Origin of the sequence: Streptomyces sp. NPDC021622, assembly GCF_040640795.1 — a bacterium.
GTDB lineage: Bacteria > Actinomycetota > Actinomycetes > Streptomycetales > Streptomycetaceae > Streptomyces.
In genome coordinates, this window is sequence record NZ_JBFACK010000026.1 from 63,448 (window position 1) to 87,255 (window position 23,808).

Annotated in this window: 14 protein-coding genes and 5 pseudogenes; 12 read left to right on the forward strand and 7 right to left on the reverse strand. The window is 65.7% G+C overall.

The features are described from left to right. Positions 1-95: 95 nt before the first annotated feature. Together AB0G47_RS37695 and AB0G47_RS37700 are read left to right on the forward strand one after the other, a co-directional pair. A pseudogene (locus AB0G47_RS37695) lies at positions 96-422 on the forward strand (zf-HC2 domain-containing protein); the annotation flags it as partial. Positions 423-748: 326 nt separating this feature from the next. After that, positions 749-1,207, forward strand: coding sequence for a hypothetical protein (locus AB0G47_RS37700; protein WP_360779593.1), 459 nt, complete (start codon positions 749-751; stop codon positions 1,205-1,207). Positions 1,208-1,836: 629 nt separating this feature from the next. Here AB0G47_RS37700 and AB0G47_RS37705 read toward each other — a convergent pair. Both AB0G47_RS37705 and AB0G47_RS37710 read right to left on the reverse strand, forming a co-directional pair. Next, the gene (locus tag AB0G47_RS37705) at positions 1,837-2,982 is read right to left on the reverse strand and encodes a hypothetical protein (protein ID WP_360779596.1); all 1,146 of its coding nucleotides are present in this window, start codon (positions 2,980-2,982) and stop codon (positions 1,837-1,839) included. Positions 2,983-3,175: 193 nt separating this feature from the next. Next, positions 3,176-3,994: pseudogene (locus AB0G47_RS37710) on the reverse strand (IS5 family transposase). 81 nt (positions 3,995-4,075) lie between these two features. Here AB0G47_RS37710 and AB0G47_RS37715 point away from each other — a divergent pair. Next, on the forward strand, positions 4,076-4,339 hold the full coding sequence (locus tag AB0G47_RS37715; RefSeq protein ID WP_360779599.1) for a hypothetical protein: 264 nt from the start codon (positions 4,076-4,078) through the stop codon (positions 4,337-4,339). 82 nt (positions 4,340-4,421) lie between these two features. Here AB0G47_RS37715 and AB0G47_RS37720 read toward each other — a convergent pair whose 3' ends face one another. The 3 genes and pseudogenes from AB0G47_RS37720 to AB0G47_RS37730 all read right to left on the reverse strand — a co-directional run. Continuing rightward, positions 4,422-5,399 (reverse strand): hypothetical protein, encoded by a 978-nt coding sequence (locus tag AB0G47_RS37720; RefSeq protein WP_360779602.1) that lies wholly within the window; start codon positions 5,397-5,399, stop codon positions 4,422-4,424. A gap of 287 nt (positions 5,400-5,686) precedes the next feature. Beyond that, positions 5,687-5,821: a hypothetical protein gene (locus tag AB0G47_RS37725; RefSeq protein WP_360779605.1), complete on the reverse strand. Its 135-nt coding sequence runs from the start codon at positions 5,819-5,821 to the stop codon at positions 5,687-5,689. Between the two features lie 133 nt (positions 5,822-5,954). Then, positions 5,955-6,275: pseudogene (locus tag AB0G47_RS37730) on the reverse strand (GNAT family N-acetyltransferase); the annotation flags it as partial. A gap of 45 nt (positions 6,276-6,320) precedes the next feature. Here AB0G47_RS37730 and AB0G47_RS37735 point away from each other — a divergent pair. Next, positions 6,321-6,464, forward strand: a pseudogene (locus AB0G47_RS37735) (ATP-binding protein); the annotation flags it as partial. Positions 6,465-6,516: 52 nt separating this feature from the next. Here AB0G47_RS37735 and AB0G47_RS37740 read toward each other — a convergent pair. Beyond that, positions 6,517-7,155 carry an HAD family phosphatase gene (locus AB0G47_RS37740; protein ID WP_360779608.1) on the reverse strand — a complete coding sequence of 213 codons (639 nt, stop codon included), beginning with the start codon at positions 7,153-7,155 and terminating at the stop codon, positions 6,517-6,519. Between the two features lie 459 nt (positions 7,156-7,614). On the opposite strand from AB0G47_RS37740, the gene AB0G47_RS37745 reads away from it, so the two are divergent. The 8 genes and pseudogenes from AB0G47_RS37745 to AB0G47_RS37780 form a co-directional block, all read left to right on the forward strand. Next, a complete protein-coding gene (locus AB0G47_RS37745; protein ID WP_360779610.1) occupies positions 7,615-8,847 on the forward strand; it encodes a helix-turn-helix transcriptional regulator in 1,233 nt (410 codons plus the stop codon). Between the two features lie 29 nt (positions 8,848-8,876). Further along, the gene (locus tag AB0G47_RS37750; RefSeq protein ID WP_360779613.1) at positions 8,877-9,407 is read left to right on the forward strand and encodes a flavoprotein; all 531 of its coding nucleotides are present in this window, start codon (positions 8,877-8,879) and stop codon (positions 9,405-9,407) included. A gap of 418 nt (positions 9,408-9,825) precedes the next feature. Continuing rightward, entirely contained in the window at positions 9,826-10,125 is a 300-nt protein-coding gene (locus tag AB0G47_RS37755) for a helix-turn-helix domain-containing protein (protein ID WP_360779616.1), read from the forward strand. A gap of 594 nt (positions 10,126-10,719) precedes the next feature. Further along, the gene (locus tag AB0G47_RS37760) at positions 10,720-14,877 is read left to right on the forward strand and encodes a LamG-like jellyroll fold domain-containing protein (protein ID WP_360779749.1); all 4,158 of its coding nucleotides are present in this window, start codon (positions 10,720-10,722) and stop codon (positions 14,875-14,877) included. Positions 14,878-15,013: 136 nt separating this feature from the next. Further along, entirely contained in the window at positions 15,014-21,901 is a 6,888-nt protein-coding gene (locus AB0G47_RS37765) for a polymorphic toxin-type HINT domain-containing protein (protein ID WP_360779619.1), read from the forward strand. A 14-nt stretch (positions 21,902-21,915) separates the two neighbouring features. After that, the gene (locus AB0G47_RS37770) at positions 21,916-22,155 is read left to right on the forward strand and encodes a hypothetical protein (protein ID WP_360779623.1); all 240 of its coding nucleotides are present in this window, start codon (positions 21,916-21,918) and stop codon (positions 22,153-22,155) included. A gap of 563 nt (positions 22,156-22,718) precedes the next feature. Further along, complete coding sequence (locus tag AB0G47_RS37775) at positions 22,719-23,135, forward strand: DUF5958 family protein (RefSeq protein ID WP_360779626.1); 417 nt, start codon at positions 22,719-22,721, stop codon at positions 23,133-23,135. Between the two features lie 78 nt (positions 23,136-23,213). Further along, positions 23,214-23,348: pseudogene (locus AB0G47_RS37780) on the forward strand (IS701 family transposase); the annotation flags it as partial. Positions 23,349-23,434: 86 nt separating this feature from the next. Here the strand turns inward: AB0G47_RS37780 and AB0G47_RS37785 are convergent. Continuing rightward, positions 23,435-23,755 carry a hypothetical protein gene (locus tag AB0G47_RS37785; RefSeq protein ID WP_360779628.1) on the reverse strand — a complete coding sequence of 107 codons (321 nt, stop codon included), beginning with the start codon at positions 23,753-23,755 and terminating at the stop codon, positions 23,435-23,437. Positions 23,756-23,808 lie beyond the last annotated feature (53 nt).

Genomic DNA, 23,808 nt, shown 5'->3' on the forward strand with positions numbered 1-23,808 from the left:
GCATGAGCGAGTCAGAGAACTCCCGTGCCACATCTGAGCAGCACCTCGGGGACCGACTCACAGCCACTGGGGAGTTCTACAGATCTAATCAGCACTTGGGAGACCGCCTCTCGGCCCTCGTAGATGGCGAGCTCGGTCACGAGGTGCGCGAGAGAGTGCTCGCGCACCTCGCCACGTGCGCGAAGTGTAAGGCCGAGGCCGACGCGCAGCGACGACTGAGGAACGTGTTCTCGGAGCCCGCCCCACCACCCCCCTCCGAGGGCTTCCTGGCCCGCCTCCAGGGCCTCCCTGGGGGAGGTGATCCGCACGGCGGCGGCTCGCCGCTGGGCGGGGGAGGATTCGGCGGACTCTCCGGACGGCGAGATGCCACCGACATCTTCGGGGTGAAGCGGGGCGAGAGATTCGAGTTCGGCTACGTCCCGCCCTCACCGCATGCCGCCAGTGACCACGGCAGCCGAGTTCACCTCAAGGGGCGCAACTCCCGACTGGGGCAAATACTCGCGTTCTGGCTTAGGAAAATGTGGGCGTTCCAGCTGGGAAGCAAGCGCAGGTTCCGGCTGGCAGAGAGTGAGGTCGATCGCTGTGATCTGTCACCGGCAGAGCTCGACAACCAGGCCCTCTCAGCCGTCAGTGAAAGCACAGGCACGGTTTTCACCACGCTTGACCAGCTGTTCCGAGCTCTCGGTCCGCCGCTGGACGACCTTCATGGACTGGATCAGACACCACGCAGCGATGGAGGCAGGCAGCTATGACGAAGCCGAGCGAACCTGCCGCTTCGCGTGGCGGGCTGGATATAGCACGTGAATGGGCTAATTTGCCACCGGACCACCTTGAAATAGCACTCAAGGCACTCGGCCCTCAGCTGGAGCGTGACCACGAGTACCGGATGAAGGTGATACAGCTCAAGTATGAGTTCGCTGGAGCGAAACAGACACACACGCTGTACCTGGTCGGACTCGTCGCGGGCTTCGTCATCAGTGTGGGCATGCTCATTGGCGCGGTGATCGTTGGCAGTAACGATCAGCCGTGGCTCGCCGCGATGCTGTCCGGGCCAAGCGTCCTTGCACTTACCACCGTCTTCGTACTCCGGCGCAGCGATACAGCACAATCGCGTGCAGTGGCGCGCAGCCAACAACTCGCCCTCGACGCGGCAGCCCAGGCACCACCCCCCTCACCTGTCGTGGACCCCACCGCTGGCGCGGTCTAACAACGTCAGCAGCTCCTACGTACAAACTCAGACGCCCTGAGCGTTTGGAAGTGCACCCGGCTCACGGCTGAAGCCTCGCTCGCCGTTGAAACGTCCCGAGACGTCCCGGGGCCGTCCCTGGACGCGGTTCTGACGTCCTTCGCCCTGCGTCACGCTCTGTTCTTGTCGGCTCAACTGATCCACAGGTCTTGACTATTACTCCCTGAAACAAGATCAGCCCTCGACTGCGACCATCAGACAGTGCGGCCGTTGCGGGTGCCGTCTGAGCCGCTACAACAGCGGGCAACACTGCGCCCGTTGCGATCGAATCATGCATTCCCAGGAGCCCGGATGGCCGTACGTCCCAGCTCGCGTGTGGGACCGACCTGAAGTTCAACAGTCCTTACTCAGGCGGGACTTTGGACAGCTCTGTTCGCTGATCAGACAGCTCTGCACACTCAGACAGGAGGACCTCGCCGCAGTGACCGGGCTAACTGGTTCTAACAAAAGCGGATGACTATGTGACTGTCGGCTTGTCTGCTCGTTGGTCTGTTTATGGCGAAGCGTGAGTCGCGACCATGGATCGTGTCGGATGAACTGTCAGCGGCCGCAGGGCTACCGACGGCCTGTCCTTGGCTCATCGCTCACCCTTAGAGGAGACCGCTCTGAGGGAAGATGCCCGGCACGTAGCCCCTGGCGCTGGGCAGATTCCGCCAGTCGAGGTCCCCCTCCTCCACCGGTGCTGCCCGCCAGTCCTCCTCCTCGTTCATGTTGCGGAAGGCCTCGTGCAGGAGATCCGGGAGCAGTGCGCTGTCCCAGCGGCCCGAGCGGCGCCGGTCCTCGGGAATCGTCCAGTCCGCCGCGAAGAGAGTGCCGTCGCGGTAGAGCGTGCGCTCCAGGCGAGGCCGATGGCGGGCGAGCAGACGCAGGATGTCGTCGCGGAGCCCTGCGGTTTCATGGCGCCGGGCCGCCCGTTCCACGCGCTGCAGCACTGGTACCAAAAGGCCAAGTGTCACGCCGAGCGCGGCAAAACTGGCCACGACATAGTCGCCCAGGATGAGTGGTTCTTGATGAGCGAAGGCGTCCAGGAATGGCGTGTAGTAGGCCAGCACGTGCAGGTCCGGGTCGACGGGAAGGTCGACGGCGCGAAGGGCGGCTTCGTCCGGGTCGATCGCCAGGAGATGCATCGGGCCCCGCGGAAGGGGGAAATGCACTGCACTCGCGTAGACGATCTTTGGCGCCTCGCCCTTGATAGTCTTGATCGTCCTCTTCTGCTCCTCCATGGCTTCGCGCAGGGCCCTCGTCAGACGGCCAGAGCGGCCCTTGGCCTCCGCGACGACATACCCGCCGTCGGTCAACTCTCCGAAGAAGTCCGCCCGGCTCTGACCTGGAGCGAAGGTGAGTTTGTAGGCGGAGGCGTAACGTGCCACATGCATGAAGAACCGGACGAACAGCTGTCTTTCGGCGAAGATCTGGCACATGGCTTGCCCCAGGGTGTAGGACAGCATGCCCTTCTCGGACGGGTCGAGCTCGTGGGCGAGGTCGGTACGCGTAATGCGAGGAACCGGATCATCACTCCAGCTGAGATAGGCGGGCAGGACCGCCACCCTGTGGCACCACTCGTATGCCGACGACCTTCCGTGCTTGGCCCGGTCGTACGGGGCTCTGCCGGTGATGAACAACGCGCGCGCCAAGTCTTCCGGTAGGACCGACAGTTCCTGCTTGACCGGGACGCCGGCGCCGGCCGGGAAGAGCGCAGCGTCGGTGTGGACTTGCGCGGGACCGCTGGGGAACATCGTCGCTACTTTCCGGAGCAGGGTCATTGGACACAGGCCGTGAGAATCGTCCCACCGGGCTCTCTCTATCACCCCGACCCGCGGTCTTCCCCGGCATCAGCGGGGACGGAAGCGATACCTGGAGAATTCAGGTTGTCAGGATGCTTGGGCCGGATCGGACCGGCAACTGTGTTCGCGTAGCGCCATACTGGCCCTAACAAAGCCGTTGGACGTGGCGGTGGGTGATCAGACAGACGGCCAGGCCGAGGAATGCTTCGTGAATGTCGGCGCGCCGTTCCCAGCGGATCCGTAGGCGGCGGAAGCCGTGCAGCCAGGAGATCGTGCGCTCGACGACATAGCGGAAGATGCCCAGGCCGGTGCCGTGTAGCTGACCTCGCTCCGCGATGACCGGTCGAATCCCGCGTTGCCAGAGCAGGCGTCGGTATTTGTCGTGGTCGTAGCCGCGGTCTGCCAGGAGTGCGTCGGGTTTCTGCCGTGGTCTGCCGACGACGCCGGCGACGGGAGGGATCTTGTCGAGCAGCGGCAGCAGCTGGGTGACGTCGTTGCGGTTTCCGCCGGTCAGCGAGACGGCGAGCGGGATGCCCTGCCCGTCGGTGAGGACATGGTGCTTGCTGCCCGGCCGGGCGCGGTCGACCGGGCTGGGCCCGCTTTTGGGCCCCGCCGGGCCGCCCGGACGTGGGAGGAGTCGATCACCGCCCGTGACCAGTCCAGCTGGTTCTTCGACCGCAGCTCTTTGAGCAGCACTGCGTGCAGCCGGTCCCACACGCCTGCCTCGTTCCAGGCAGCCAGCCGCCGCCAGCACGTCATGCCCGAGCCGAATTCCAACTCCTGGGGCAGGTACTCCCATTGGATGCCGGTGTGCAGGACAAACAGGATCCCGCACAGGGCTTGCCGGTCCGGCACCCGCGGTCTGCCCTCGACCCTGCTTCGGAGCGGGCTCGGGCAGTAACGGCTCGATGAGCGACCACAGTTCGTCCGACACGATCCACGGTCGCGACTGACGGTTCCCCATACTCAGACCAACGAGCCGACAAGCCCACAGTCACATGATCAACCGCTCTTGTTAGAGCCAGTAAGCCAGGCTTACCTGTCGATGCTCGAATCAGGGACGGCGTTCGCCCGCGACACGGATCTCGATCCGGGCACGGTGACCCTGCAGATCCGCAAGCTGGACCAGGACCTGGACGGCCAGCTCCTGGTCCGCGGCGGAGTCAAACACGCGATGCAGCTCACCGGCCTGGGCAACAAGGTCGTGGCCGCCGCGCAGCCGTTCGCCGACCAACTCGGTGATCTCCATGGGCCGCGGCACAGGCCGAAGACCCCGGTGTCCGGGTTCGATCGAGGTGGTGGCGGATGAACCCTCCCTCGTCCTCCTGCGGCGGGTGTCACGGCCTTGGGCTCCTGTCTCGGACATCTGCGCAATGCAGCAGCGCAGCCCTCTACAGCTGGATCAGCATGATGCCGTCGATCTGCTGGGCGATCTCATCGGGCACATTGCCGAACAGGCACCGCTCGACATAGTCCGGCAGCTCCCGGCGCAGTCCACGCAGCATGTGCTGGAAGTACGGCACGGTGAAGTGCGCCGTGAGATCGGGAAGGTGGCGAAACACGCACTCGGGATCCGTATCGATCGCCCTGGCAGGAGCGGCAAGCGAGAAGAGAGGTAGAGCCATCCGCCCCACGACGTCGAAGACGTGGCGGGCGACTTTGCGTGCGCCGATCTGATCGGTGTACAAGAACTCCCTCAGACCATGGTCGACGGCGCCCAGGTTGAGCCCCCGGTACAGCTTGCTCCTGCCGTATGGGCGGGGCGCCGTGACGTCGATGAGCGGGATCGCCCACTGGCAGAACACCTCCACCGCGCTGCGGTCCCACGGTGCCTGTGCGGCGAGCTGGATCTCGCGATCTGCCGCCAGCGCGGGAACCAGCGTCATCGCGGCCCCGGGCCGCTCGTGGCACGGCACCTCGTCTGTGTGCTGGGAGGTGCAGCCCATCCGTCTCCGGTAGTTCTGGTCGCCGGCATACAAGAGGAAGCCGGCAGGAAGGTGGAACATGTCCGCGGCCCGGAACAGCTTGGCCATCTGCTCCCCGGTGTTCTTCGGGTGGTGGAAGCCGATGCGCCAGTGCCGGCCTTCCTGTTTGATGCTCTTCGCCTGGATCAAGCAGCCGAAGCACTCGCCGGAACGATCGACCCACCACCAGATCATGTCCGCCCCGACACGGCCTTCCTGATTCTTGTTGAACCGCGCGTATCGCACCTCCGGCATCACCGCCCGGCACAGGCGGATGGTGATGTACTCCTCCTCCCACATCTCCTCGTCCGCGAGGAGTTCCCCCATCTCGCGCTCAACCTGGCTGGTGGCGCGGCAGAACGCCGCGTGCGCTGGCGGCGTGTACTCGCCCGGTCGATCGCCCATGCTCCATGGAACCCCCTCTGCAGGCGCCGCGGGAAGCCTGGAGTGCCGAGCCGATGCGTAAGTAGCTGTGCAAGAACCTCTAAGACCCGAGCAGACACCAATCAATGCCGAGCATCCCGAGCGAGCGACGCCCCATTGGCGGCGACAGCGGTCTACCGCCAGCTAGAGATGGAGCTGCCAGGTCCGATGGCGTCCGGTACGGCGATACTGCGTGCCGTCCAGTAATCCCAGCCCCCTCACATAGAGCACCCTCACCAAATAGTGAGGCTCTTTGGCTTCAAGAAACATCATGAATTGTTCGCCCAGTCGCAGACGGGAGCGGTCTCGCCGATGTGCCGCACAGGGGCGGCGACCAGCACGCGGCTTGTTGAGTGGATCACCTCGGGCCCTCCCAGGGGCGTCGTCGTGATCCCTTGGAGCATGGGTGAGGAGGGTATACACGGTCGCACCACGCCTTCACCGTCGCTGAGGGCGGCGGCCTCTCCCGGACCCGGTCACGGGGTCAGCCGGTGGGGCAGTGCACCGGAGCGGTTCCTCCCTGCGACCGGACAGTGCCTAGAAGTTGTACACCGCGAAGTCCGTCACCGGGCGGTAGCCGATCCGCTGGTACAGGCTGTTGCTGGTGGGGTTGGCCAGGTCCGCAAACAGCAGCACCTCCGCCGCGCCTGCCGCCAGTGCCGCCCTGCTGACCTCGGCCGTCGCGGCGCCCGCGTAGCCGCGGCCGCGTAGGTGGGCCGGGGTGTAGACGGGGGCCACTCTGATCTGGCTGGCGACCATCGGGGTCACACCCGCCATGGAGACGGGGGTGCCGTCCGGGGTCTCCCACAACGTGACTCGTCCGTGGGCGATGCGCGTGTCGGCCCAGGAGCCGGCGTCCGCGGAGGAAGTTCCTCCGATGTCCGCGACGAACTCGGCGCACGCTGGACCAAGACCTTCACCGACCCCCGCCTCTGCGCGGCCATCGTCGACCGCCTCACCTTCAACGGCACCATCATCGAGACTGGCACCGACTCCTACCGCCTCGCCAGCACACGGGCACGAGCCGAACAGACCGCAGCGGGCTGAACAACCGCTTCAGCGCCTGTCCGGCAACCGCTGAAGACCGGCCAGGCCGACGTCATCCGGGCGGGACACGCCCTGGGACCAAGGGTCCGGCGTCCAGATGAGCCGCGATGCGCGTGATGGTCCGGGCGTTGTCCTCGAACAGATGCGTCTGCATGCCAGCCGCCTGGGCGGCTTCAACGTTGTCTGCGACATCGTCGATGAACAGGCAGTTCCCCGGCTGCACGTTCAAGCTGGCGCACGCGGCCTCAAAGGCACGCAGGTCAGGCTTCTCAATGCCGATCTCGTGCGAGTAGACGATCTGCTCCACCAGTTCGTCGAAGTGATACAGCGTCGTCTCCCACTCCCGGGCGCCGACAAAGCTGTTGCTCAGGATGCCGAGCCTGCAGCTTCCGCGCAGCCCTCGCACATAGTCGATGAGTTCCTCGTTCGGCGTCCCCAGATACTCCGCCCAGAGATCGGCCATGAAGTCTTCAACCTGGGGCTCGTCGAGCCCCAAACGGGCCGCTACCTGCTCGTGCACCTCTCGCTCGCTGATGCTCCCGACGCTCCCGGCCCGCCACACGTCGCGCATCTGCTCTTGGACAGTGCCCAGCGGCAGCTCAAGCCGCACTTCCCACCCTTGCAGCCATCCCGTTTCCGGCGTGATCTCCAGCACGCCGCCGATGTCGAGAATGACGCAGGTCTCGCTCACGCGAACTCCCCCTCTTCGGCCTGGCCTGACCAGCGAGCACAGATCGCCCGCTCATGTGATCGACAGAGACACCCTTCGTCTCTCCTCCTGGGGCAAGGTCAAGTGATCTTCGAAGCCTGTGACGGTCCTGTCGCAACCTGCCGACCCAACTCGCCTCAATCAGCAGGTGCCTTCAAAACTCGTGACGATCCGCGAAGCACTCGGCCGGACGATGACGTCAAAACTCGGATCAGGCAAGAAGTGAGCGAAGCCAGGCTGTCGTGCAGGTACCTGTCCGCGGACGTGCAACGGTCTGGCTCCTCGTGGACTTGTTGGTGAAGCCGGACAGAGTGTCCGGCCTGTTCTAGGCCCGGTAGCGGATGTTGAGCACGGCACGGCAGCCCGGATCGCTCCCTGATCTCGAAGGCCTGGTCGGCCGCTAACGTGGATGACGGACCTACAGCCGGGGAGGCAGCGCGCATGCGTGGTCTTGGGGATCACCTCAGCGTCGGAGAACGGATCGCGTTCTACCGCGAGCGCCGGGGCTATACGCAGCCTGTGCTCGCCGGGCTCGTCGGGCACAGCACCGACTGGCTGTCGAAGATCGAGCGAGGTGTGCGGAAGCCCCCAAGGATCGACAAGCTCGCCGAACTCGCCCGTGTGCTGCGTATCCCGCTGGGCGACTTGATGGGTCAGCCCGTCCTCCTGGAGGACGGGGAGAAGCACATGGACGACGTGCCGGCCGTCCGCGATGCGCTGATGAGCCCTCGGCGGCTCTCCAAGTTGCTGTTCGGTCGTACGGCGGAGCGGCAGTTGCCTCAGCCGGATCAGGCGCAGGTCTTCGTCGAACGCAGCTGGAGTGACTACCAGGCCGGCGTTCTGGGGGATGTCATCGCCGCCCTGCCCGGTCTGCTCAGGACTGCCCAGGAGCTGGAAGACCTTCCCAGCGGCGACCTGCGCCGACGCGGCCTCGCCGTCTCGGCTCGTACGCATCACCTGGCGGCGACCACCCTCGCCAAGGTCGGCGAGTCCGACCTGTCGTGGCTCGCGGCCGAGCGAGCCATGCGGGCCGCCGACGAATCCGAGGACCCGCTGTCGCTCGTGTCCGCTGCCCGCTCCGGTACACACGCACTGCTGGCCAACGGGCGCTACTCGGATGCCCTCGAACTGGGTGATACCGCGGCGGCCTGGCTCGCGGGTCAGGTTCGCGACGATGACCCGGCCGCTTTGAGCCTGCTCGGCATGATTCATCTGCGAGCCGCTGTGGCCGCGGCACGTCACCAGGACCGCCACACCGCCAACTCCCTCCTGGAGAAGGCGAAGCGGCTCGCCGACCGGCTCGGTTCCGACGAGAACCACTGGCAGACGTGCTTCGGTCCGACGAACGTCGAGCTGCACCGCCTGTCGATCGAGCTGGACCTGGAGAACATCCCGTACGTCGTCGAGCATGGCGACATCGACGTCTCCCACATGCCGGCGGAACGCGCCGTGTCCCATCGCATCGACTACGCCCGCGGCCTCTGCCTCAGCGGTCGCGTCTACGAGTCATTCGGCGAGCTGCGGGAGGCCGAACGCACTTCGCCGCAGCTCGTACGGAACAATCCACGTGTACGCGAGACCCTTCGCGACCTGAGGAAACAGTCCCCGGTCACGGGTGGCAGCCACTCGTCCGAGCTGCTGGCCATGGCCCAACGATGCAGGGCGGTGCAGTGAGTTCGGTGCGAGGCAAGGTGTTGGGCGTCGTGGGATCGAGCGCCGGCGGGGTCGAGGAACTGCGTACAGGGCTCGTGGTCCCGGCGCTCGAACGGGGCTGGACGGTCACGGTCACGCTCACACCGACCGCGGGTCAGTGGCTCCGCGCGAGCGGGGAGATCACGGAGCTCGAAGGGCTGACCGGCCTTCCCGTACGGGCCGAACCGCGCCTGCCGGGTGACTCCCGGCCGCATCCGCCGGTTCACTGCTACGTCGTCGCCCCGGCAAGTGCCAACACCGTCGCCAAACTCGCCCTGGGAATCTCAGACAACCAGGCGTTGACACAGGTCAACGAGGCCATCGGCACACTGGACCTCCCCGTGATTGTCTGGCCCCGGGTGAACGCCGCGCATGCTCGCCATCCCGCATGGGAGGGACACATCAAAGCCCTTCACGATTCGGGGGTGCGGTTGGTCCACGGGGACGAGGTGTGGCCGCTCGCCGAGCCGCGGGCAGGGATGCCGGGACGCCGGTACCCGTGGGAAGCCGTGTTGGATGAGGCAGGCAGGACTGTCGCCTGACGATTCATCAAGAATGGTAGAAGCAAGAGAAATTGGACCCGGACAGTCTGTCCGGGTCCTTCGTCATGACTGGCGCCAACCTGAGGGCATCACGGACCAACGGAGGCAACCGGTGCCCGATCAGGGATTGAGCACGGCGCTCCCCGGCGCGACGGCCCGGGGCGACGCATCCAGGAGCTGCCCGAGCGCACGCACGGATGGGATGGCCGACAGTGATTACTTGCCTCGACGCTCGTCAGAGGCCGCCTTATCACCGCCAGACACGGAGCGCATCGTCGAGAGAAGCACCACGCCTGCTGGCGTCACCCGGCTCTGCAGCGTCTGCCGATGCCGTCTGAGTCGGTACAACGGGGAGGACGTGTGTGCCGGTTGCAGCCGCGACAACCGGCACCAGGCGGGGACCGCGCGCAGCGTCCCCATGGACATCTGGCAGTTACCCGATGTCCGGCAAGCCTTGGTCAACCGCGAGTTTGGGCGCATGTGCCAGCTGATCAGACGGCATGGTGGGATTCGCCAGGACGACATCGCCGCAATCACCGGCTTGAGCCAAGCATTTCTGTCGATGCTCGAGTCCGGATCCCGCAGGCTGACCAATATCGACAAGATCATTCAACTGCTGGATGGCCTGCGAGCTCCATCAGAGCTCACCGGCCCCATGCTGCGGCCTAGCATCAATCATCAGACTCGCGGCTTCGTGCCGACGGCTCTCTCGCGGTGATGAGCTCGCCCTCTTCGTCGCCGTCTGCGGCGGAGGCCATATCGAGCGCATGCGCCGCTCTGTGTGCGGTGAAGGACGGTCCCGGCCGCTCGTGGGGTATAGCGACGTGGGACCCGCGCCCACTGCAGCTGGCGAATCGAACGATGCCCAAACCTGACGTGCTCATGGTCTGCGCGGGGCTCTTGGTGTGCCTGCGTCCGCCACGCCACCGGTCGCGTCGACTGGCGGGGATGCGGCGGAGTCCGTGCTCTCGGCGTACCTCTCGGCGTCCAATGCCAATGTCACGACCTGGGGCCAGGAGCGTTATTGAGTTGCTTCCGTACTTAGTACAACCGTGAGTAACGCCACTGCGACAGTGGGCCCTTCGCCCCAATCTGTCCTGAGTGATCCTTCTGGACCTTTACTTGGCAGCTACATACAGTCCCCATTTGGTTGCACTGTTTAGGCAATCTTCATCTTTGTGATGGGCCGGGGTGGGATATGTGGAGGCGCGTGCGTTCGCGCGGTGGGGCTGGGGCGCTGGCAGGTCTGATCAGCGTGGCGATCGTGGCGGGCTTGGCCCCAGCGGCTACTGCTGCAGGAACCTCACCGGCCATGCCCACGGCAGCGAAGTCCGCAGACGAGGGTGCAGCTGCTGAAGAGGCGAGCACCGAGGCGGCGTTGGCGGAGGCCAAGCGGAACGGCAAGCCGGTCGAGGTGACGTCACTGCGCAGCGCGAGCAGCGATGTGTACGCGACCGCCGATGGAAACCTCGAGGCGCGGGAGTACCTACGCCCGGTCCGCGCCCGCGTGGGTGACCAGTGGAAGCCGGTCGACACCGATCTGGCGAAGTCCGCTGATGGCGGCGTCGCGCCGAAAGTGACCACGGTAGGGCTGGAGTTCTCCGGCGGCGGGGATGCGCCGCTGGTGCGGATGACGAAGTCCGGCCGTGAGTTGGCGCTGTCCTGGCCGGGCAAGCTGCCCTCGCCGCAACTGGACGGGGCCACCGCCACCTATGCCGATGTGCTCCCGGATGTGGACTTGCGCATGGGGGCGCAGGAGGACGGCTTCACTCAGCTTCTGGTGGTGAAGTCGGCCAAGGCTGCGGAGAGTTCTGATCTCGCGGAGCTGCGGTTGGAGCTGGCTGCTGATGGCGTGGAGGTGAAGGAGACCGCCCAGGGCGAGCTCCGAGCCATCGACAAGGGCGCCAAGGGTGCGGTGTTCGAGGCGCCGAAGCCGATGATGTGGGACTCCAGCCCCGGCACTAACACTGCGCCGGCCACGAAGTCCGCGCCGTCCGGGGCCGTCGCGTCGCAAGACGGGGAAGCTCAGTCGCAGGCTGGGGAGGAGCCTGCGGCGGGGGAGTCCGGCAAGCTTGCGCCGGTGGAGGTGGACGTTCCCGCCAGTGGCAAGGAGTTGGTGCTGACGCCGGATGCGGAGGTGCTGAAGGGCAAGGACACCACCTATCCGGTGTTCATCGATCCGCAGTGGTATTCGCCGCGGGCGTCGGCGTGGACGATGGCGTCGAAGTACTGGGACTCCTCGCCGCAGTGGAAGTTCAACGGCGATCACGACGCGGGCATGGGCTACTGCAACTGGTACTACTGCCAGCCCCATGACACCAAGCGGCTCTTCTACCGCATCCCGGTCTCGAAGTTCGCGGGCAAGTCCATCCTGTCGGCCGAGTTCGTCGTCCGGAACACCTGGTCCGCCTCGTGCTCCGATCGCAGCGTGGAGCTGTGGCAGACCAAGGGCATCTCCTCGTCCACGACGTGGAACTCGCAGAATGCCTCAGGGTTTTGGGACAAGAAGCTGTCGTCGAAGTCGTTCGCCTACGGCTACTCCGGTTGCGCGGCCAAGGATGCCGAGTTCTCGGTGAAGTCGGCTGTGCAGGATGCGGCCAACGGCCGGGATTCGACGATGACGTTCGGTCTGCGCGCGGACAGTGAGTCGGATGCGTACGGTTGGAAGCGGTTCTCGGACAAGGCGTTTCTGCGGGTGAAGTACAACCGAGCGCCGTCTCAGCTCAAGATGTCGCAGCTGACGATGGAGTACGGCGGGACCTGCAAGAGGTCCGGCGATGCCGCACGTGTCCGGACCCTGGGGAAGGTCCAGGCCAACAGCGTGAAGGACCCGGACCGCGACGATGTCTCGGTGCAGTTCCAGGCCAAGTGGGATGGTGGGAGCTGGAGTCCGGCGCGGACAACGTCGAAACCTTCTGGTTCTGACTTCAAGGTCAGCCTGCCCGCGTCGATACCGGTCAACAAGCAGGTCAACTGGTATGCGCGTGTCTATGACGGGGCGCAGTACTCGCCCTGGTCGTACGCGGGCGGCCCGACCGCCTGCTACTTCGTGTACGACACCAAGGTCCCCAAGGCACCGGCGGTGTCCTCGGGTGAGTACCCGGCCTCCGACTCCGAGGATCCCAACGATCCTTGGTACGACGGGGTGGGCAAGTACGGGTCGTTCGATCTGAAGGCTGCGGACAGTGACGTGACGTCCTACCGGTATGGCATCAACACCGATCCCAGCTCGAAGAACAAGATCGCCACGTCCGGTGGTGCCGCGAAGAGCGCGAAGGTGCTGCCCGCCAAGCCGGGGCTGAACTTCATCACGGCCCAGGCTTTCGACACCGCGGGCAACGGCAGCGAGATCCGCACCTACCAGTACCGGGTCAAGGCCGGCCAGCCTGAGCGCGCGACCTGGCAGCTGGACGAGGCCGAAGGTGCTGGTGAGGCCAAGGGCTCGACACCACCGCGCGCCGCGCAACTGCACGGCGGAGCAGTCCCGGGAACGACCGGTGTGCAGGGCACCGCTCTATCGTTCAACGGCACCGATGGCTATGCCTCCACGGACATTCCGGTGGTCAACACAAGTGGCGGGTTCGCGGTCTCGGCGTGGGTGAAGCTGTCGAAGATGCCCGAAGGGGCAGCGGTCATCGCCAGCCAGCCGGGCAACCACTCGCCGGGCTTCGAGCTGTACTACTCCAAGGCGTACGATCGCTGGGCGTTCAACCAGTACAAGTCCGATACTGCGGACGCGGGTATCGCCCGCGCGATGGCGGACCAGCCCGGCGGTGTTGCGCCGGACAAGTGGACGCACCTGGCCGGGTCCTATGACTCGGTGCGCGATGTGCTGGAATTGTTCGTCGACGGCAAGCTGGTCGGTAAGACTGCCTACGACAGCCCGTGGGAGGCCCGCCGCGGCCTGCAGCTGGGAGCCGCCTCCTACAACGGTGCGCCTTCGGCGTTCTTCCCGGGAGCGGTCGACAATGTGCAGTTGTTCGACAAGCCGCTGGCTCAGGACGAGATCGACAAGCTGCACGCCCAGCAGACGGTCGGCGACCCGGGCCGCCCCGCATTGGCCATCTTCGACCTCGACGAAGCAGCCGATGCAAAGGAGATCACCGGACACGGCGGCGTGCTGCCCGCCAAGTACAACGGCGGCGTCACCACGGGCGTCCCCGGCATCGCAGGCAAGGCCGCCACGTTCAACGGCACCGACGGCTACGCGAAGATCGGCCAGACCAACGGACCGCACGTGAACACCTCGCGCAGCTTCACCGTGTCCGCCTGGGCCAAGCTCGACAAGAAGCCGGATGGCGCGGCGGTCATCACTGCGCAGGCGGGCAAGGATAGTCCCGGCTTCGAGCTGTACTACTCCTCCACCTACAACCGGTGGGCGGTCAACCAGTACTCTGCCGACGCCGCCGACGCCACCCCGGTCCGCGCCATGCAGCCCGAGGGCGCAAGCGCGTCCGTGGGGGAGTGGGCGCAGCTGGTGGGCGTGCACGACACGGTCGCCAACACCCTCACGCTGTACGTCAACGGGGCCATGGCAGGCGAGACCAAGCTGGCGGGCGCCTTCTACGCCGACCAATCCATGTACCTCGGGGCGGGCAGCTACAGCGGCCAGGTCAAGAACCACTTCCCGGGCAGCATCGACGACGTACGCCTGCTGGACCGGCCGGTTTCCGCCGAGGAAGTCCAGCAGATGTTCAAGCAGCGCCCGCTGGTCAAGGGCCGCTGGAACTTCGAGGAGACCAACAGCAGCGGAACCACCACGCTGGACTCCTCCGCAGCGAAGCGCCCGATGAGTCTCCACGGCGGCGCAAAGCTCGGCGCGGGAATGATCGACAACAGCGGGCTGGCGCTGAACGGCACGGACGCGTACGCGGGCACCGCTCTGATGCCTGTCGATACGAGTGCCAGCTTCACTGTTACGGCTTGGGCCCAGGCCGCGGCGCTCCCGGATCATGGGGTGGCCTTGGTCAGCGGCGAGGGCCTCAAAAGCAGTGCCTTCACGGTGCGTTTCCAGCCGGATACCAAGGACCCCGAGGGACTGGGCCGTTGGGAGCTCACGCTCCGGGCCAAGGACAGCACGGATGCTGCGGTCACCCAGGTGGGCAACACCGAGTTCTTCGACGCACGCGAGTGGAACCACCTTGCGGTGGTCTACGACGGCTTCGCCAAGGAAGCCCGCCTCTACGTCAACGGTGTGCTGCAGGAAGTCGCCTGTGGCGATGCGGATGGCAACGGCGACGCGGACGATGCCGCCTGCCAGGACCTCATTGCCTGGGCGGACAACGTCCTGACCTTCAAGGCGCCCCTGTCTCTGCAGGTGGGCAAGGCCAAGGGGGACGCCGCGGGGACCTACTTCTCCGGCGCCGTCGACGATGTGTGGGCCTTCCAGGGCGCCCTGAGTGATGCGCAGATCGAGAAGCTGGCCGGCTCCTGGTTCGACATCCCCACCGACGTACCCGGCGACAGCTGAACCCTGCGTGTGTGCCGGAGGAGTGATCTCCTCCGGCACGCACCCCCTTTCTTGATGCACTCGTAACTGAGCTTTCAACACCATGTCGCGCCGCTGTGTGGGCTGGTGTTGTCGTGTGAAGGACTGATTCCTGAAGATGAACGGCATAACCAGACCGCGCCGGTTCGCCGCGCTGCGGCGAAGAGCAGCCCTGACGGTGTCCGCCGTGATGGTAGGCACGCTGCTGCAGGCGGTGAGCGCACCAGTAGCGACGGCGGATGGCGGCGGGAGGCCAGACCTTCCCTCGGCGGAGAATCCGATCAAGGGCAAGGACGGCGTCAAGGTCGAGCCGCGCACGGTGACCAAGGGGCCGAAGACTCCGAAGAAGGCACCGAAGGTGGCCTGGCCGAAGGCTGGGTCCGCAGTGGTGGACATCCAAGTGCCGTCGTCGGCCAAGGAAGCGGGGAAGCCTGTCGAGGCCAAGGGGCTGCCGCTGGCAGTCGGGGCTCCGAATGAAGCAGGCTCCAAGCGTGCGGGCCGCAGTGCCAAGTCGGCCGCGTCGGCGGCGCAGGGCGGTGTGGAGGCCCGCGTGCTGAGCCGGAAGGCGGCCGAGCGGGCTGGGGTGAACGGTGTCCTGTTCACCCTGGACTCGGGGGAGGAGGAGAGCGACAAGCCCGGCAAGGTCCGGGCGGCACTCGACTACTCCGGCTTCGCTGAGGCGTTCGGCGGCGGCTACGCGTCCCGTCTCACCCTGGTCCAGCTGCCGGCCTGTGCCCTGGATACCCCGGCGAAGCAGCAGTGCCGCACCGCTGAGCCGGTCCCGACCGCCAACGACACGGAGAAGCAGACCCTGACCGCCAAGTCGGTGGCCCTTCGAGCGTCAGGGCCGACCGTGCTGGCCGCCGTCGCGGACGAGAAGGGCGCGAGCGGCGACTACAAGGCGACCTCCCTGTCTCCGTCCGCGACCTGGGACACGGACCTGAACACCGGTGACTTCTCCTGGTCGTACGACATGCCGGTACCCGAGGTGCCCGGCGACCTGAAGCCCCAGGTCGGGCTGTCCTACTCCTCCGGGTCGATCGACGGACGGTCTGGTTCGACGAACAACCAGTCCTCCTGGGCCGGTGACGGGTTCGATCTGTGGCCCGGCTACATCGAGCGCCGCTACAAGCCGTGCGCCGATGACGGGGAGAAGAACGCCGACGGCAACAAGCCCGGCGACCAGTGCTGGGACTACGACAACGCGTTCATCACCTTCAACGGCAAGGGCGGAGAGCTCGTCCCGGCCGGAGGCGGCGAGTTCAAGTTCAAGCAGGACGACGGCAGCCGCATCAAGAAACTGTCATCCACCGATCGTGGCAATGGTGACAACGACGGCGAGTACTGGCGGCTGACCGACCCCGAGGGTGTGCGCTACTACTTCGGCTACAACCGGCTGCCCGGCTGGGCGGACGGGAAGGACATCACGGGATCAACCTGGACGACCCCGGTCTTCGGCAACAATGACGGCGAGCCCTGCCACAAGGCCTCCTTCGCCGACTCCTGGTGCCAGCAGGCCTGGCGGTGGAACCTCGACTACGTCGTCGACCCGCGCGGCAACGCGATCGCCTACTACTACGACCAGGAGAGGAACTCCTACGGCCGCAACCTCGAAGCCAAGGACAACACCCGCTACACCCGCGGTGGTTCGCTCAGCCGGATCGAGTACGGCCTGAAGTCTTCGGCAATGTACGGCGGCAAGCCGCTGGCCAAGGTCGACTTCGCCACCTCAGAACGCTGCCTGCCCGACAGCAAGACCGACTGCTCAGACATCGGCAAGGATGCCTTCTACTGGTACGACACGCCCTGGGACATGAACTGCACAGAGGCGGAGGACTGCGACGAGGGACGCCTGTCCCCGACGTTCTTCACCCGTAAGCGGCTGACCGGCGTCACCACCCAGGTCCTCAACGGCGACACCTACAGCAAGGTCGACTCCTGGAAGCTGGGCCACCGCTGGGGTCAGGCGGACATCGACTACCAGCTGCTGCTCGACTCCGTCCAGCACACCGGCCACACGGCCGAGCCAGCGGTGACGCTGCCCAAGACCACCTTCGCCTACACCCAGCTGGCCAACCGGCTGGACAAGCTAGGTGACGGCTACGCGCCGTTCATCAAGGCCCGCCTGTCCACGGTCGCCGACGAGTCAGGCGGCCAGGTCGACGTCAACTACTCGGCCCCGGCCTGCGACGGGGACGCACTGCCCACCCCGCAGACGAATACCACCCGCTGCTTCCCGCAGTACATCGGCGGCTCCAGCTCGGACGACCCAGAGCGCCAGTGGTTCAACAAATACGTCGTCACCTCGACGACCACCACCGACCGCACCGGCGGCGCAGCCGACGCGGTGACCGCCTACGAGTACCTGGGTGGTGCGGCCTGGCACTACGACGATGACGACGGCCTGACCAAGAAGAAGTTCAAGACCTGGTCCCAGTGGCGCGGCTACGGCCACGTCCGGGTCAAGAGCGGCGGCCAGGGCGGCGGCGACGCGCTCAAGTCGCAGGAGGACTCCTACTTCCTGCGCGGCATGGACGGCGACCGCAAGGACACCACCGGCGGCACCAAGAGCGTTTCCGTCAGCCTGGGAAGCGGCGAGGGCGACCCGATCACCGATCACGAATCGGCAGCCGGGTTCCCCTACAAGACCGTCACCTACTCCGGGCCGGGCGGCAAGATCCTCGACAAGACGGTGAACCGTCCCTGGCACCACGAAACCGCCAAGAAGGTCCGTGACTGGGGCACGGTGAGTGCCAACTTCACCGGCACTGCCCACTCCAAGACCTGGACCTCGCTGGATGACGGTGCGGGCACCGACTGGCGGGTCACCTCCACCGCGACAGACTTCGACACCGTCGCGGGCCGGGCCACTCAGGTCGACGACCTCGGCGACAACGCCACAGCCGCAGACAACCAGTGCACCCGCACCACCTACGCCACCAACACCGCCGACAACATCCTCACCCTGCCCTCACGGGCGGAGACCGTCGCCGTCAAGTGCGCCGACACCCCCGACCGCGCCACGCAGGTCATCTCCGATGTCCGCACCGCCTACGACGGCGGCGCCTACGGTGCAGCTCCCACCAAGGGCGATGCCACCGCAACCGCCACACTGAAGAAGCACGACGGCAGCAAGGCCACCTACCTGGAATCCGGCGCGACCTTCGACGGCTACGGCCGCCCGCTGACCGCCACCGACCTGACCGCTGATGTCACCGCCACCGGCAATGACGCTCCGGTGCGCACGGTTCGCACCGATGGACGTAAGTCGACCACCACTTACAGCCCGGCCACTGGCTTCGCCACGAAGGTGACCGCGACCACTCCGCCGGTCAAGGCGGCAGACGCGACCTCGGTGCAGACCACGGTCACCGAGATGGAGCCGCTGCGCGGCCAGCCCAAGGCGACGGTGGACACCAACGCCAAGCGCACCGAGATGACGTACGACGCGCTGGGCCGCGCGGAGAAGGTGTGGCTGGCCGACCGCAGGACCAGCCAGACACCCAGCCACCAGTTCACCTACTTCGTGGACGAAGGCCAGCCGGTCGCGGTCCGCACCCAGACCGTGAACAACGAGGGCGGCCAGGTCGCCTCGTACACGCTCTACGACGGATTCCTGCGCGAACGCCAGACCCAGGCCCCCGGCCCTGACACCGGCCGCATCCTCAGCGACATCTTCTACGACGAACGCGGCCTGAAGTCCAAGACCTTCGCCCCCTACTACACCCAAGGCGCACCCAACCGGACGCTGTTCAAGCCCGCCGACGCGCTGAGTGTGGAGACGCAGACCCGCACCGCCTACGACGGTCTGGGGCGCGCCGTCGAGGAGCGGCAGATCGCAGGAAACGGCGACGGCGGCACCGTACTGGGCATCACCAAGACCATCTACGGCGGCGACCGCACCACGGTCATCCCGCCCGAGGGCGCCACCGCCGCCACCACCCTCACCGACGCCCGAGGCAAGACGACCGAACTGCGCCAGCACCACACCCGCAGCCAGAGCGCGGCCTTCGACACCACGTCGTACGGCTACACGCCGGGCGGCGAGCTGGCGAAAGTCACCGACCCGGTGGGCAACAGCTGGACCTACAGCTACGACCAGCTGGGACGCCAGACGGAGACCACGGACCCGGACAAGGGCACAACGAAGAGCAAGTACGACGACCGGGGCCAGCTGACCACCACCACCGACGCTCGCGGCACCACACTGGCCAGCGTCTACGACAACCTCGGGCGCAAGACCGAACTGCACAAGGACAGCCCCACGGGCGAACTACGCGCCAAATGGGTCTACGACACCATCGCCGGCGCCAAGGGTCAGCTCGCCGAATCCACCCGCTACGTGGACGGCGCCGCCTACACCTCAAAGGTCACCAGCTACGACCGGCTGTACCGGCCGATGAAGACCGCCATGGTGATTCCCGACAAGGAAGGTGCCCTGGCCGGCACCTACCAGACCGGCACCAACTACCTGCCCTCCGGCCTGGTGGGCGGCATCAGCTACTCCGCAGCGGGCTCCCTGCCCGGTGGCGGCTACTCCACCACCTACGAGAAGGAGACTCTGCGGCCCATCTCCGTTCTGGGCGACGGCTTCCAGGCCGACACCAGCTTCTCGCTGACCGGCAAGCCGCTCCAGTACGCCCTGGGCAGCACCGGGGGAGGCAAGAAGACCTGGGCCACCAACACCTACGAGTGGGGCACCCAGCGCCTGGCTACCTCCCGCATCGACCGCCAGGACCAGCCCGGCGTCGACCAGCTCGACACCTACCGCTACGACCAGGCCGGCAACATCCTGTCCGTCTCGGACGTCTCCCGCACCGGCACCGACACCCAGTGCTTCACCTACGACTACCTGCGGCGCATGACCGAAGCCTGGACCCAGGGCGACAAAACCTGCGCCACGGCTCCGGCGGCAGACAAGACCGGCGGCCCGGCCCCCTACTGGCACTCCTACACCTACGACAAGGCAGGCAACCGCCTCACCGAAACCCTCCACGACACCGGCGGCGACAACACCAAGAACACCCAGCGCACCTACGACTACCCCAAGCCGGGTGACCCGCAGCCGCACACCCTGACCTCGGTCACCTCACAACTGCCCGGCGGAACCGCCACCAAGGACACCTACGGCTACGACGAGACCGGCAACACCACCACCCGCACCGTGCGCGGCGACACCCAGACCCTTGCCTGGGATGCCGAAGGCCACCTCGCCAAGGTCACCGAACCCGTAGAGGGCGAGAAGGACAAGGTCACCGAGTACCTCTACGACACTGACGGCAACCGCCTGATCGCACGCACCCCGACCGAGACCACCCTCTACCTCGGCCACACCGAAGTCACCCTGCCCAAGGGAGCGACCAAGGCCAAGGCCACCCGCTACACCCCCCTCGGCGGCGGCCACCAGGCCGTCAAGGAAGACAACGGCACCGTCACCTTCACCACCGCCGACCACCAGGGCACCGGCCAACTCTCCATCGCCGCCACCGACCTGGCCCTTACCCAGCGCCGCACCCTGCCCTTCGGCGGCCCGCGCGGCGAGGCACCGAAGTCCTGGCCCGGCACCAAGGGATTCGTCGGCGGCACCGACGACACCAAATCCACAGGGCTCACCCACCTAGGCGCCCGCGAATACGACCCCACCACAGGCCGCTTCATCTCCGTCGACCCGATCATGGACCTGACGGACCCGCAGCAGATGAACGGCTACATCTACGGGAACAACAGCCCACTGGTGTATTCCGACCCGACCGGGTTGTCGTGGGCTTCCGACCTCTGGAAGTCGATTCGGAAGAGTGTGACAAAGACCATCCGCAGGATCGGCGGTGGCGGTGGCGGCGGTGGCGGTGGCAGCTATGCCGGAAGCGGCGGCGGACACGTGAGCAATGCCGTGTATACCGGCGGCAGAAGCAGGACTGCGACCCAGGTCGGAATGCCCAATCCATTTGGCTTTATGGATGGCATGTTTCCCCGCGCAAGAAAGTTCTTCGCCGACGGCGGTGCATATGAAGCGACGAAGGAATTCATTCTTCCTGACGTCGACTCCTGGAAATCTTGTGGGCGGCACCCCGGAGTCACCCTGGATTGTGCCAGTGCCGGCATGGATACCCCGTGGGGAAAGTTCCTAAAGCCGTTCAAGGGTGCCATCAAGGGCCTCAAGAAGGCAGAAGAGGGAACGGAAGCAGCAGGTAAGACCACGAAGGGTGTCCCCTCCGGCTGTAAGTGCTTCCTCGCTGGCACCGGTGTCCTCATGGCCGACGGTACGAGCAAGAACATCGAGGACGTCGAACTCGGCGACAAGGTCCTGGCCACCGACCCGGAAACCGGCGAGACAAGCGAACGTGAAGTCACCGCGACCATCGTCACCGATGACGACAAGCAGTTCACCGAACTCTCCATCGCCACACCCGACGGCACCGAGAAACTGACCGCCACGTACGAGCACCCCTTCTGGTCCGTCGACCAGAAGGACTGGGTCGACGCCGGAGACCTCAAGCCGGGCATGACCCTGCGCACGGACGACGGCCGCACCGTCACCGTGACAGACACCCGCCAGTACCAGGACCATGCTCGTACCTACAACCTCACCATCCAAGGCCTCCACACGTATTATGTGCTGGCGGGGGAGACGCCGGTTCTGGTTCATAATTCCAACTGCCTGGGCGGGTTCAAGGTGGGTGTCAGCCCGGACGAGATTGCCGATATTAACCGCGGTTTCGGTGGGGAGACGTTGTTGAGTGGCTCGCCAGCAAACACCCTGGCTAATGCCAGTCGCTATAACGGCTTCTGGGATAAGTCGGCAGTTGTGATCCGGGATATTGCGGGAAGCCACATGTTCAACAACGGAAATAAGCGAACCGCTCAGGCTACCGTTGAGCAGTTGATGCAACGGAACGGCGTCACGAGCGGCCCCAATTCTGCTGACCTCCGAAGTGTCATCGACAAGGTAGGAAAAGGTCAGTTGCATGACGTCAGTGACATCTCAGCAGCCTTGAGAGGCTATTGATGGGAGCAAAGTTGATGGATATCGAGCAGTTCATGGACAAGTTGGGCCGCTCTGGCGTCACCGTGATCCTCAAGGTGGATGATGAGAGGATGGCGGAAGGTGGAGAGCCTTGGACGTTGGTAATGTCGGGGCCGGGGCTAGGTGAGCAGGGGTTTATCCGTGCTGAATCTTCCAGCCTCAATGACTGCCTGGAGCAAGGGTTCACACGGCTGCGTGCCAGGTCCGGCGACTGGGAATGGCTGACTGAAATCTAGTAGTCATCGAGATGAGGCCCTCTCGAGTATTTTCGGGAGGGCCTCATGCCGTTTGACGGCAACGTCAGCGGACGACGGCTGCGGTGGGTGGGTCGTCGGGGGTGTCGGTCGGGCTGAGGGCGTTGCCGAGGGTGTCGATGGCCTGGCGCGGGAGGCGGTGGCGTACGTGGGCGTAGACGCCGATGTGGGCGTGGCCGAGGAGTTCTGCGGCTGCCTGAAACGGTGCCCCTGCTGCGCACTTTCCGTGTCGGGTACAGCAGTGGGGACCGGCCCATGATCGTGACCGACGCGGTGGAAGCGGCTCATCTTTTCGAGTTGCAGTACGAGTTCTCCCCAGCGTCGTCTGACTAACCTGCAATGCTTTCGTACATTCGCTCGCCCTGAAAGAACGACGAAGATCTATAAACCGAGCCCAGGTCTACATCGCGCGAAGCAGCGTCCCCCAAGGGCCTGACGGTCAGATCAAGATCTTCATTGGCCGCCGATTACTCCAGTCATACCTGCGATCTGGTTCGATGACCTCAGGGGCCACTGGCCTCAGCTGGATCGCGGAGGTTGGCAGGATGGACAGACGCACGGCCGTGTTGAACGAACTCGCTCAGGGTCTGCGCCCGATCGGGCAAGGTGTCGCGTGGTTCGGAGCCCTGCCCGCCCAGGATCAGTTCGAGGTTCTTCGGGATCTGGGCGGACATTGCATCCAGGCGCGGGCGACGGTGGAGGATGGGCCCGAGAGCGTGCGGCTCGCCGGTATCCGGGCGACGCACACCCCGGCGGTGCTGATCACGCGTGGGCAGTTGGCCGGGCAGCTGACGAAGATCATCAATCTGCCGCATGATGAGCGAGTGAAGGCGTTCCGGCTGCTGGTCGCGCTGTTGGGGGTGGCTGACAAGCGTCGGCGGGAGCGATTCTGCGCTGACGGATGCACCCACGCCTGGCACCAACTGGCGGCAGGGACTGATACGGAAGCGGCCACCACGTGATCATCAAAGGTTGTGTGGACTTCTGAAGAGAGTGCGATGGCCGCGGGCCATAGCGTAGGCCCTGCCCGATGGGCGGCGATGTTCGAGCAGGCCATGGCCCGCATCGCGGGCCGGTTCCGCCGAGTGGAACCGAGAGCGACGGCTCGGGCGTTCGTACTCGGACTGCTGTCCAGCGTCGACCGCAAGAACTGCTGGCAGCTGGCCGAGGAGGCCAGTCATGCCCGCCCCGGCGCGATTGCCCGTTGTTTCCTGTGACCATTGGCCACTCCGAGGAGGACACCAGAGCCAGTTCCGTGGAGTTACCGGCGGGGGCGGGCGTGCAGCTGCACAGTGGCCAGTGGGTCGCGGTTAGCGTCCAGTAGGTCGTCTGGCGCTTGCTCCGCGGTCAGCTGCGCGGCCCTGCGCTCGAGAGCAGATACGTTGGCTGAGTTGTCAATCGTCGCAACGCCGTTGACGGTGACCTTCAGCGGCTCGGCCACGAGAGCGGCAATTCGCTCGTGCAGTACTTCAAGAGCGACCGCGCGAGCCGAGTTCAGGCGCCCGTACCGATGGGCGAGATCGGTTGGATCGGTGTCGGGGCCCAGCTGGGATTGAAGCCAGCGCAGTACATCGATGTTCACACAGGTCCTGATCAAAGAGAGGCGGGTGGGGAGAAGCGAGGCACCCGCTTCTC

Coding starts and splice junctions, on each gene's coding strand:
- AB0G47_RS37700 (WP_360779593.1), top strand. CDS start 749: ATGACGAAGCCGAGCGAACCTGCCGCTTCGCGTGGCGGGCTGGATATA.
- AB0G47_RS37705 (WP_360779596.1), bottom strand. CDS start 2,982: ATGTTCCCCAGCGGTCCCGCGCAAGTCCACACCGACGCTGCGCTCTTC.
- AB0G47_RS37715 (WP_360779599.1), top strand. CDS start 4,076: ATGCTCGAATCAGGGACGGCGTTCGCCCGCGACACGGATCTCGATCCG.
- AB0G47_RS37720 (WP_360779602.1), bottom strand. CDS start 5,399: ATGGGCGATCGACCGGGCGAGTACACGCCGCCAGCGCACGCGGCGTTC.
- AB0G47_RS37725 (WP_360779605.1), bottom strand. CDS start 5,821: ATGCTCCAAGGGATCACGACGACGCCCCTGGGAGGGCCCGAGGTGATC.
- AB0G47_RS37745 (WP_360779610.1), top strand. CDS start 7,615: ATGCGTGGTCTTGGGGATCACCTCAGCGTCGGAGAACGGATCGCGTTC.
- AB0G47_RS37755 (WP_360779616.1), top strand. CDS start 9,826: ATGGACATCTGGCAGTTACCCGATGTCCGGCAAGCCTTGGTCAACCGC.
- AB0G47_RS37760 (WP_360779749.1), top strand. CDS start 10,720: ATGCCCACGGCAGCGAAGTCCGCAGACGAGGGTGCAGCTGCTGAAGAG.
- AB0G47_RS37765 (WP_360779619.1), top strand. CDS start 15,014: ATGAACGGCATAACCAGACCGCGCCGGTTCGCCGCGCTGCGGCGAAGA.
- AB0G47_RS37770 (WP_360779623.1), top strand. CDS start 21,916: ATGGATATCGAGCAGTTCATGGACAAGTTGGGCCGCTCTGGCGTCACC.
- AB0G47_RS37775 (WP_360779626.1), top strand. CDS start 22,719: ATGGACAGACGCACGGCCGTGTTGAACGAACTCGCTCAGGGTCTGCGC.